Origin of the sequence: Palleronia aestuarii (assembly GCF_003253995.1) — a bacterium.
Lineage (GTDB): Bacteria > Pseudomonadota > Alphaproteobacteria > Rhodobacterales > Rhodobacteraceae > Palleronia > Palleronia aestuarii.
Genome location: NZ_QKZL01000030.1, coordinates 24560 through 34207, shown reverse-complemented (window position 1 = coordinate 34207; position 9648 = coordinate 24560). Strand labels below are relative to the sequence as shown.

The window sequence follows — 9648 nt, the reverse complement described above, 5'->3', positions numbered from 1 at the left end:
TCAACGAATACGACACCTACGAAAACGTCACGGCCGATCTGCCTGGCTTCATCGAGGAGGTCTACAATGCCAGACGACTGCATTCGTCGCTGGGCTATCTCAGCCCGGTTCAATACGAGAACAACAACGCACGCCAGCCGGTCAAAACCGCGGCCTAATCCTGTCCAGCCATAAGGGCGCACTCCAATCTGCGTGAAATCGGGGTCGCCATGCAGATCCAGCCCTTCGACGCGACGGTGGCCTGGGGCAAGATGGCGACGCAGGAATTCGACATGTTTGGCATGAGCTATCCCTACGTGTCGTCCGGCGACGCGCTCAATCTGTACTTCCGGTCGGAGAACATGCCGACGCCCAACCGGATGAACTGGGACGATCCCGAGACCGACCGACTGCTCGAGGCCGGCATGACCGCGACCGACGACGCGACGCGGGCGGAGAGCTACGGGGAAGTCCTGCAGAAGGTGCACGAGGCGGCCGTCTGGCTCCCCCTCTACCACGAGCCGATGACCATCGCGCAGTCGACGGAGCTCGAGACCGTGGTGCCGCACAACATCTACGGCAGCGGCCTCTACAAGGGTCTCGGGCTCAAATACGCAGAATGAGACGGGCCGGATCGGGACGGCCACACGTCCCGGTCCACCGCTTCGAAGGAGACGATATGAGCGATACCGAAAATCCGCCCGCGGGCAGCCCCGTTACGGTCATCCGCAACGCGGGCTGGATCGTCGGCTGGGACGCGGAAACGGGTGGTCACACCTATTTTAGGGATGGCGACGTGGCCTTCGCGGGCGACCGCATCCTGCAGGTCGGCGGACGGTTCGACGGGGAAGCGGTAAAGGAGATCGACGGCCGCGACCGTGTCGTCCTGCCGGGCATGGTCAATGTCCATTCCCACCCCTCGTCCGAAGCAATGAACAAGGGCTTTCTCGACGAACTGGGCTCCCCGCGTCTCGGTATGTCGTCACTCTACGAATTCATGCCGCTGTTCCGCCCGGATGACGAAGGACGGCAGGCCTGCGTGGAGGTGACCTACGCAGAGCTTCTGCTCTCGGGCGTGACCACTCTGGTCGACATGTCCGTGGCCTGGGACGGTTGGGTAGAGACCTTCGCGCGTTCGGGTCTCCGCGGTGTCGTCTCGCCGATGTACCGTTCCGGGCACTGGTTCACGAAGAACGGCCATTCCGTCGAATACGAGTACCTCGCGGATGAGGGGCGAAGTGCCATGGCGGAGGCGATGTCGGTCATCGAGACGGCCACCGCACATGAATGCGGACGGCTTTCCGGCATGGTCTCCCCGAGTCAGATCGACACCTGCACCGAGGGCCTTGTCCGCGAAAGCCTCGACGCGGCGGAAGAGAAGGGTCTGCCCTTTCAGATCCACGCCGCGCAATCGGTCGTCGAGTTTCAGGAGATCACCCGACGGCACGGTCGCACGCCGGTGGAATGGCTGGGCGACATGGGCGTGCTCCGGCCCGGCTCGATCATCGGGCATGGCATCTTCCTCAACGACTACCCGATGGTCCACTGGCCGCATGGCAACGATTTCGCGCGCCTCCAGGAGAGCGGCGTCGCGGTGGCGCATTGCCCGACCGTGTTTCAGCGCCGCGGCATCACCATGCAGACCGTCGGCCGCTACATCAAAGGCGGCATACCCATTGGGATCGGCACCGACACTTTCCCCCACAACATGTTCGAGGAGCTTCGCGCGGCGCTGATCTTGAGCCGCGTCATGTCCGGCAACGTCTACGACATCCGCACGAGCGATATCTTCGATGCCGCGACGCTCGGAGGGGCAAGGCTCCTCGGACGCGACGACATCGGCAAGCTCGCGCCGGGGGCGAAGGCCGACATCGTGCTGGTGGATGCGTCGCATCCCGCGATGCGACCGCTACGCGATCCCCTCCGTTCCCTCGTCTACACCGCTGCGGAGCGGGCCGTTCGCGATGTCTTCGTCGATGGCCGGCAGGTTGTGGAGGACGGCATCGTCGCAACCATCGACCTTCCGGCTTCGCTCGATACCCTAGAGGCGGCACAGCGGCGGGCCGAACAGGAATTCGCGCGGCTCGATTTCGCCGGGCGCAGCCATCTCGACGCCTCCCCGCTGACCTACCGGGAAAAATCCGCGAATGGATGACGCACCGCTTCTCTCGGTCGAGGATCTGCGGGTCGACTTCCGCATCGACGGACAATCCCAGACCGCCGTCGCGGGCGTGTCGCTCAGCCTCTCGAAAGGTCGCACGCTCGGCCCCGTGGGCGAAAGCGGATGCGGCAAGAGCGTGACCTCGACCGCAATCATGCGCCTCGTCCCACAGCCTCCGGGCGTCTATGCCGGCGGGCGGATCATGTTCGACGGCCGGGACCTCCTGACGCTGTCGGAGCGGGAGATGCGCAAGCTCCGCGGCGGACGGATCGGGATGATTTTCCAGGAACCGATGACCTCGCTCAACCCGGTCTATACATGCGGGGAGCAGATCGCGGAGAGCCTTTCCGTTCACTCCAGGATGAATGCGAAGGCGGCCCGCGCCCGGGCGATCGAGCTCCTGTCGCTGGTGGGTTTGCCATCCCCGTCCGAACGGGTGGACGATTACCCGCACCAGCTTTCCGGAGGGCAGCGGCAGCGGGTGATGATCGCGCTCGCGCTCGCTAATGACCCGGATCTTTTGATCGCCGACGAGCCCACGACCGCGCTCGACGTGACGATCCAGGCGCAGATCCTCGAACTCATGGCCGATCTGCGCGCGCGGACTGGCGCGGCGGTGCTCCTTGTCACGCATGACCTGGGCGTGGTCGCGGAGACCTGCGACGATGTCGCCGTCATGTATGGCGGGCAGGTCGTGGAGCGCGCGCCTGTGGGTGCGCTATTCTCCGATCCCCAGCACCCCTACACGATCGGTCTGATGGCGGCGGTGCCACGGCTCGATGGAGGGCAATCCCGGCTGGAGACGATCCCCGGCTCGGTGCCGCCTCCGTGGATACGCACGCCGGGTTGTCGCTTCGCCTCCCGGTGTCCGCTCGCGACCGATCACTGCCGTTCGGAGCGTCCGGAACTGGCCGAGCTCGCTCCCGGACATGCGGTCGCGTGCTGGCGCGCGCCCATCGAGGCTGTCGCGGCATGAGCGGGGCAGCTCCGGTTCTCGAGGTCGAGGGATTGACGAAGCATTTCCCCGTGCGCCGCGGTGTCCTGCGACGGGTCGTGGGGAAGGTGCAGGCCGTCACCGATGTATCCTTTGCCCTCGGCGAAGGCGAGACGCTGGCGATCGTCGGTGAATCGGGTTGCGGCAAGTCGACGACGGGGCGCAGCCTGCTGCGACTGATCGAACCCACGTCGGGAACGATCCGGCTCGATGGGGAGGATGTCCGCGCGCTTTCGCCCCGCGGTCTGCGTGAGGCCCGCAAGCGGATGCAGATCATCTTTCAGGATCCGTTCGGATCCCTCAATCCGCGCATGAGCGTGGCCGAGACGCTTCGAGAACCCTTGCTCCTCCACGGTGCGGCGACCACGAAGGACGTGGACGAGAAGATCGCCGATCTCCTCGTCACCTGCGGGCTCTCGGATTTCCATGCCACGCGCTTTCCACACGAATTCTCCGGCGGGCAGAGGCAGCGGGTGGGCGTCGCCCGTGCGCTTGCCACCCGTCCGCGACTGATCGTGTGCGACGAGCCGGTGAGCGCGCTCGATGTGAGCGTGCAGGCGCAGATCGTGAACCTCCTGCAGGATTTGCAGGCGCAGTTCGGCATCGCCTACGTCTTCATCGCGCACGACCTTGCCGTTGTGCGTCATATCGCGGATCGCGTCGCGGTGATGTATCTCGGCCGGATCGTGGAGGATGCACCGGTCGATGCGATCTTCTCTCATCCGCGCCATCCCTATACCCGCAGCCTGATCGACGCCGCGCCGCGTCCTGATCCGGGTGCGGGCCGGGCGAAGGCGAGCGTGGAGGGGGATCTGCCGAGCGCGCTGCGTCCGCCGCCGGGATGCCTGTTCCACCCGCGCTGCCCGATGGCGGAAGCGAAGTGCCGTACCGAAAGGCCTGAGCTCCGCGAACTCGAGGGCAGGAGCGTTGCTTGTCATTTCGCCGAGCAAATGCCGCCCCCCGATCGTGCGGCGGAACGGCCGATGGACGACAGGCTCACCGCGCGGCTCGATGTTCTGAGGCGGGCAAGAGATAGCGCCTCTGCGTCGTAGGCGGTCGCCGAGGCGGCTATGAGATGAGAGAGAGCCCGGCACTCGCCGCGGCCTTCCGAAGCGCCCGATCGGCGGTCGCGAGCGCCACACGGCGCTCGAGTCCGAGGTAAAGATAGGCGGCATCGTAGGCGGTAAGCCCGTATCGCCAGGCAAGATCCGTGAGCCCGGCATCGGATGAAGCGCTGACATTCACCGTCTCGATCGGCAAGCGTCGTAAGCGCAGGAGGCTCGGCACGATCTCCTGCTGAACCATACGGTCCCGACGTGTCGCGATGACGAGGATGTTGCGAACCTCGTGCCACAGCAGGTCCGGCGCCATCGCCCCCTCGACCGAGACCCGGCGCAGGATCGCGTCGGCCGCATCGGAGGATTCGTCGGGCAATATCCAGGCCGCGACGACGGAGGCATCGACGACGAAGGCCATGTTCCGCGTCAGCGCCGGCCGGCGTCGCGCCAGTCGAGGATCTCTTCGGTCGAGGTGGGCGCGAGCGCAGCACGCGCCTGCAGGATATCGGCCACGGCGGCATCGGCATCCGAATGGCGCGCAACCGCGACGAGACGGACCACGGGTATGTCGCCCCGCGCGATCGTGACATCCTCACCGGCCTCAACGAGGGCGATGAGTTCCGAAAGCCGCGTCTTCGCTTCGCCGGTCTTGATCACCAGGCTCATGACGTACCCTTCCTGACCATCTCACGCTCTAAATATCGATAAAATCACGGTTGGTCAAGACTTGGCCAAGTCCGCCGACCAGAGGCTCCGGATTGAACTTGCAAGGATCCCGCCTGCACAATTCGTCATGCCTCCGCGGGGATCGCGATCCGCCTGAGATCCGCGTCGAACATCAAGATACGGTCGGTTGGCCAGCCGCGGCCGAGATGCTGACTCGGCAGGCCGAGGACGCGACGGGGTGTGTCGGTCACCATCGCGCAGGCCTCCGCAAGTTCGAGCCCGACCATCAGGACAAGATTGGCGAAACAGGTCGCGAGATCGACATGTGCTCCGGCAAGCGCCCCTTCGGAGTTCACGAGGCGATTGTCGCGGACCGATATCTCCCGGCCATAGAGGTGGAACGAGGATGGCCCGCCGACCGTCGCCATGGCGTCCGATACGGCGAAGGTCAGCCCCGGGCGTGGACGGCCCCGGATGGCGAGGGACAGCATCCTGCGGTCCACATGGATGCCATCCGCGATGATTCCCGCATGAACCGGCGCGGCGATTGCGGCACCCAGAAGACCCGGTGCGCGTGACATCATCGGATCCATCGCGTTGAAGAGATGCGTGACGCAGGTCACGCCGCGAACAAAGGCCGCCTCCGCCTCCTCGGCTGTGGCGGCGCTGTGCCCGGCGGAGACGATCGCACCCGACGCGACGAGTCGGCCAAGGAGCGCGGTGTCGCAGCGCTCCGGGGCGAGCGTGATCATCACCGGGATACCGCGACGTCTCAGGTCCTCGACGATCTCGACCGTCGCGATCTCCAGGGGACGGATGTAGCGGGGATCATGCGTGCCGCGGCGTTCGGGAGAGATATGGGGCCCCTCGATATGAAGCCCGAGAACACTGTCTTCGGGCCTGTAGATCTCGATCACCGCGCGTGCCGCGGCCGCGAGCGTCTCCGGCGCGTCCGTGATCACCGTTGGAAGGATCCAGCCCGTACCAAGCCGCCCGTGCGCCTCTGCGATGGCGCGCAAACCGTCGGAACCTGTGCGATCGTTGACCATGATGCCGCCGCCGCCATTGACCTGCAGATCGGTCAGCGACGGCATGACAAGGTGGGGATGCAGATCCGCCGTCGTGCCTTCGGCCTCCGCGATATCCGTGATACGGCACCCCTCCACGATCAGGCTGCAATTCTCCCGGAGGCATCCGCCGGACCAGAGGTATTTCGGCGCGATACGCATCAGGCGGCCTCGACAGAGATCACGTTGATCGCATCGCCCGCCGCGTCGAAATAATGGGCCCGGCGCGGATCGAACGCGAGGCCGACCTCTTCGCCATCACGGGCGATCTTCGGCGACGATCCCGCATCGCGCAGGGTGACCCTCACCTCGCCGAGATCGATGTGCACGCAGCGGTCCGCCCCGAGATATTCGGTGAGGACGACCTGCCCGCGGAGCCGTCCCTCGGTCGGAGCCACAAGGTTCAGATCCTCGGGACGGATGCCGATCTGGGCCGGACGGCAAGGCAACGACGGTATCTCGATCGACCCACCGGGCAGTCGAATGCGGGTGCTATCCATCTGCTCGCACGGAAGGAGGTTCATGCGCGGACTGCCGATGAATTGCGCGACGAAGGTATTGGCCGGCGCGGTATAGAGGTCATGCGGTGTGCCGATCTGCATGATCCGGCCCGCTTTCAGCACCACAATCCGGTCCGCGAGCGTCATCGCCTCGACCTGATCATGCGTGACGTAGAGCATCGTCGCACCGAGCCGCTTGTGCAGCTCCGCGATCTCGACCCTGGTATCCGCGCGCAAGGCGGCATCGAGGTTTGAGAGCGGCTCGTCGAAGAGAAAGGCCTTGGGCTCGCGGACGATGGCCCGCCCGATCGCGACGCGCTGCCGCTGTCCTCCGGAAAGGGCCTTCGGCTTGCGGTCGAGATAGGGCTCGATCTTTAGGATCCGCGCGGCTTCCGCGACCCGCGCGGAAATTTCGTCCCGCGGAAGTCTTTCGGTATGGAGTGCGAAGGCGATGTTCTGCTGGACGGTCATGTGCGGATAGAGCGCGTAGCTCTGGAACACCATCGACAGGCCGCGATCGTGTGGCTCACTTTGCGTGACATCGCGGCCGTCAATCTCGATCCGTCCCTCCGTGGCGGTCTCGAGCCCCGCGATCAGGCGCAGGAGCGTCGATTTTCCGCAGCCCGACGGACCGACGAAGACGATCAGCTCCCCCGAACGGATCGACAGCGACAGATCGTCGAAGATCCGCGTGCCGTCGAAGGTCTTGCCGATACCGTCGAGTACGATCCCGGTCATGCGCATCCCCCTGTCACGTCCGCCTCGGCTCCGCCCGGATGGACCGTCTCGTAATATTCCCTGAGCCTCAGTTCCGCCGCAGCGGCTTCGTCGCAGATGATGTCCGCCGCAGGATGGAGCTGCAGTGCGGAGGCCGGGCAGCGGGCCGAGATCGGCCCCTCGACCATATCGGCCACCGCTCGGGCCTTGGCGGAGCCGGTAGCCAGAAGCACGACGCGTCTCGCGTCTAGGATCGTGGCGATGCCCATGGTGATTGCATGGCGCGGCACCTCGTCGAGCGAAGCGAAGAAGCGGGAATTCGCGTCGCGCGTGGCACGGGTCAGCGTCTTGATGCGGCAGCGCGAGCCGAGCGAGGAACTGGGCTCGTTGAATCCGATATGGCCGTTGCGCCCGATCCCGAGGAGTTGCAGGTCGATCCCCCCGGCGTCGGCAATAGCGCGCTCGTAGCGCCGCGCCTCCGCTTCCGGATCCGGCGCATCGCCCCGCGGCAGATGCGTTCGTTTCCGCGGCATGCCGAGCGGGTCGAAGAGATGCGTCTGCATGAATCGACGATAGCTTTGCGGATGATCTGGCGACAGGCCCACGTATTCGTCGAGGTTGAAGGTCGTCGACCGGCTCATGTCGGGGCCGAGCGTGACGAGATGCTCGTAGACCCCCTCCATCGTTCCGCCGGTAGCAAGGCCGAGCGTAGCGTCCGGGCGCGCCGTCACTGTCGCCGCAATCACTTCCGCCGTGCGGTCGGCGGCTTTTTGCGCGTCGGGGAGGATGAGAACCTTCATCGCGTCATCCTTTCACGGCGCCGGTGGTCATCGATCCTCCGATATGGCGATACATGAACAGCCCGAGAACGACCGGAGGGGCGGCCGCGATCACGATGATGGCCGCCGCGACGCCCCATTCGACCCCGCCGCCTCCCGAGGCGAAGAAAAAGGAGGCGCCGACCGTGATCGGGACCGCATCGCGGGTCGTCAGCATCAATCCGAAGAGGAACTCGTTCCAGGCCGTGATGAATCCCAGGATGAAGACGGTGACGAGACCGGGCCGGCAGAGCGGCAGAACGATCCGCAGGAGAAGCGTGGGGAGGCTCGCGCCGTCCATCCGCGCCGCCTCCTCGAGATCGACGGGCAGGTCGCGGATCGTGTTCACAAGGATCAGGAGCGCTATGGGCAGATTGACGACCGCGAGGATCAGCCCAAGCCCGAGCCGCGTATCGAGAAGGCCAAGCGACTGGTACATGATGTAGAGGGGGATGGCGAAGACGATTAGCGGCAGCGTCCGCAGGTTCACCGTCGCGGGAAAGAGAATGGCGGCCCCCACGCCGCGCCGCGCCATCACCCACGCCGCCGGAAAGCAGACGATGATGGGCAGGATGGTCCCGATCGCCGCCGCGACGAGCGAGGAGTTCAGGAAGGTCCAGACGTCGAAACGCCCGGCGGCGTCGAAGATCGCGGCGTAATTGCCGAGCGTGGGCGCCTCGACCCAGAGGCCCGGGTTGCGCGCGATCTCCGCATTCGATTTGAGCGAGGTCACAAGCGTCGCGATCACGGGGAAGTTCAGGATCAGCGCTGCCGCGAGGAAGACGAGAATCCGCAGGATGTCGGAGGCCCGCTTCATCGCACGCCCCTCGTCGACCAGCGCGCGGCGGCGAAGAGGAGAACGAAAGCCGCACCAAAAAGCATGATCGATGCAGCCACGGCTTCGCCGATCTCGCCTGCGCGGAAGAACGCGACATAGATGTAGATGGCGAGCGACGTCGTCGATCCGCCGGGGCCCGTTCCGGTCAGGGTCCAGATGTTGTCGAAGACGCGGAACCCGTCGATGAACCGGACGAAGAGGGCAACGCCGATGGTCGGCAGCATGAGCGGCAACTCGATCCGCGTGAGGAGGCGCCAGGATCGCGTTCCGTCGACCGCAGCGGCCTCCCGGATGTCTTCGGGGATCGACTGGTAGGCCATGTGGAAGAGCAGGAGCGCGAAGGGCGTCCATTGCAGCGTCTCGATCACGACGATCGTCGTGAAGACGTTCTGCGCGGTGAGAAAGCCCGGTGACGTTCCGAACCATGCATAGAGCAGATTGGGCAGGGGGCCGATGAACTCGTGCAGGACGAGGCGGTACATCAGGCCCATCATTGCAGGGGCGACGATCATCGGCATGATGAGGATCGCGAGGAGCCATGGCGCGCGGCGCAGGAGCGGCGCGAGATAGACGGCGAGGAAAAGGCCGAGCGCACATTCAGCGAGCGCGGTCACGATCGCGAAGCGCAAGGAGAACCACGTCGCCCGCCAGAATTCGGGGTCTCCCAACACCGCGGTGAAGTTCGACAATCCCGCGAAGGATGGGCTGCGCAGCGTCTCGAACCGGACCTCGGAGACCGCATAGACCAGGTCGAGAATCGTGGGAAATCCCAGGAGCAGGAGAAGGAACACGACGAGCGGGGCCGTCAGGATCGCGTTCTCGAGGCGGGCAGGGCGGGTCATGGGATCTC

The 9648-nt window shown here is 65.4% G+C and carries 12 protein-coding genes; 5 read left to right on the top strand and 7 right to left on the bottom strand.

The window, feature by feature from the left end:
• The 5 genes from LX81_RS23395 to LX81_RS19165 all read left to right on the top strand — a co-directional run.
• Positions 1–158, top strand: a 158-nt coding sequence (locus tag LX81_RS23395; RefSeq protein WP_146259485.1) for an IS3 family transposase, incomplete at its 5' end; no start/stop codon positions are given.
• A gap of 51 nt (positions 159–209) precedes the next feature.
• Positions 210–602, top strand: a complete 393-nt coding sequence (locus tag LX81_RS19180) for a periplasmic substrate-binding domain-containing protein (protein ID WP_111538906.1) — start codon at positions 210–212, stop codon at positions 600–602.
• 56 nt (positions 603–658) lie between these two features.
• Entirely contained in the window at positions 659–2134 is a 1476-nt protein-coding gene (locus LX81_RS19175; protein WP_111538905.1) for an amidohydrolase family protein, read from the top strand.
• A complete protein-coding gene (locus LX81_RS19170; RefSeq protein ID WP_111538904.1) occupies positions 2127–3116 on the top strand; it encodes an ABC transporter ATP-binding protein in 990 nt (329 codons plus the stop codon). The genes LX81_RS19175 and LX81_RS19170 overlap by 8 nt, the downstream gene beginning before the upstream one ends.
• Positions 3113–4186, top strand: coding sequence for an ABC transporter ATP-binding protein (locus tag LX81_RS19165; RefSeq protein ID WP_111538903.1), 1074 nt, complete (start codon positions 3113–3115; stop codon positions 4184–4186). Before LX81_RS19170 ends, LX81_RS19165 begins: the two co-directional genes overlap by 4 nt.
• Before the next feature lie 16 nt (positions 4187–4202).
• Here the strand turns inward: LX81_RS19165 and LX81_RS19160 are convergent, their stop codons facing one another.
• The 7 genes from LX81_RS19160 to LX81_RS19130 all read right to left on the bottom strand — a co-directional run bounded on the left by LX81_RS19160 (position 4203) and on the right by LX81_RS19130 (position 9640).
• On the bottom strand, positions 4203–4610 hold the full coding sequence (locus LX81_RS19160; RefSeq protein ID WP_111538902.1) for a type II toxin-antitoxin system VapC family toxin: 408 nt from the start codon (positions 4608–4610) through the stop codon (positions 4203–4205).
• A gap of 8 nt (positions 4611–4618) precedes the next feature.
• Entirely contained in the window at positions 4619–4858 is a 240-nt protein-coding gene (locus LX81_RS19155; protein WP_111538901.1) for a type II toxin-antitoxin system Phd/YefM family antitoxin, read from the bottom strand.
• Between the two features lie 125 nt (positions 4859–4983).
• The gene (locus tag LX81_RS19150; RefSeq protein WP_111538900.1) at positions 4984–6087 is read right to left on the bottom strand and encodes an N-acetylglucosamine-6-phosphate deacetylase; all 1104 of its coding nucleotides are present in this window, start codon (positions 6085–6087) and stop codon (positions 4984–4986) included.
• Complete coding sequence (locus LX81_RS19145) at positions 6087–7163, bottom strand: ABC transporter ATP-binding protein (protein WP_111538908.1); 1077 nt, start codon at positions 7161–7163, stop codon at positions 6087–6089. The genes LX81_RS19150 and LX81_RS19145 overlap by 1 nt, the downstream gene beginning before the upstream one ends.
• The gene (nagB, locus tag LX81_RS19140; protein WP_111538899.1) at positions 7160–7942 is read right to left on the bottom strand and encodes a glucosamine-6-phosphate deaminase; all 783 of its coding nucleotides are present in this window, start codon (positions 7940–7942) and stop codon (positions 7160–7162) included. The genes LX81_RS19145 and nagB overlap by 4 nt, the downstream gene beginning before the upstream one ends.
• 4 nt (positions 7943–7946) lie before the next feature.
• A complete protein-coding gene (locus tag LX81_RS19135) occupies positions 7947–8777 on the bottom strand; it encodes a carbohydrate ABC transporter permease (protein ID WP_111538898.1) in 831 nt (276 codons plus the stop codon).
• Positions 8774–9640 carry a carbohydrate ABC transporter permease gene (locus LX81_RS19130; protein ID WP_111538897.1) on the bottom strand — a complete coding sequence of 289 codons (867 nt, stop codon included), beginning with the start codon at positions 9638–9640 and terminating at the stop codon, positions 8774–8776. The genes LX81_RS19135 and LX81_RS19130 overlap by 4 nt, the downstream gene beginning before the upstream one ends.
• Positions 9641–9648 lie beyond the last annotated feature (8 nt).

Excerpts from the sequence above, each read along its gene's own strand:
- LX81_RS19145 (WP_111538908.1), bottom strand. The coding sequence starts at position 7,163 with ATGACCGGGATCGTACTCGACGGTATCGGCAAGACCTTCGACGGCACG.
- LX81_RS19175 (WP_111538905.1), top strand. The coding sequence starts at position 659 with ATGAGCGATACCGAAAATCCGCCCGCGGGCAGCCCCGTTACGGTCATC.
- LX81_RS19165 (WP_111538903.1), top strand. The coding sequence starts at position 3,113 with ATGAGCGGGGCAGCTCCGGTTCTCGAGGTCGAGGGATTGACGAAGCAT.
- LX81_RS19180 (WP_111538906.1), top strand. The coding sequence starts at position 210 with ATGCAGATCCAGCCCTTCGACGCGACGGTGGCCTGGGGCAAGATGGCG.
- LX81_RS19160 (WP_111538902.1), bottom strand. The coding sequence starts at position 4,610 with ATGGCCTTCGTCGTCGATGCCTCCGTCGTCGCGGCCTGGATATTGCCC.
- LX81_RS19135 (WP_111538898.1), bottom strand. The coding sequence starts at position 8,777 with ATGAAGCGGGCCTCCGACATCCTGCGGATTCTCGTCTTCCTCGCGGCA.
- LX81_RS19130 (WP_111538897.1), bottom strand. The coding sequence starts at position 9,640 with ATGACCCGCCCTGCCCGCCTCGAGAACGCGATCCTGACGGCCCCGCTC.
- LX81_RS19150 (WP_111538900.1), bottom strand. The coding sequence starts at position 6,087 with ATGCGTATCGCGCCGAAATACCTCTGGTCCGGCGGATGCCTCCGGGAG.
- LX81_RS19170 (WP_111538904.1), top strand. The coding sequence starts at position 2,127 with ATGGATGACGCACCGCTTCTCTCGGTCGAGGATCTGCGGGTCGACTTC.
- nagB (WP_111538899.1), bottom strand. The coding sequence starts at position 7,942 with ATGAAGGTTCTCATCCTCCCCGACGCGCAAAAAGCCGCCGACCGCACG.
- LX81_RS19155 (WP_111538901.1), bottom strand. The coding sequence starts at position 4,858 with ATGAGCCTGGTGATCAAGACCGGCGAAGCGAAGACGCGGCTTTCGGAA.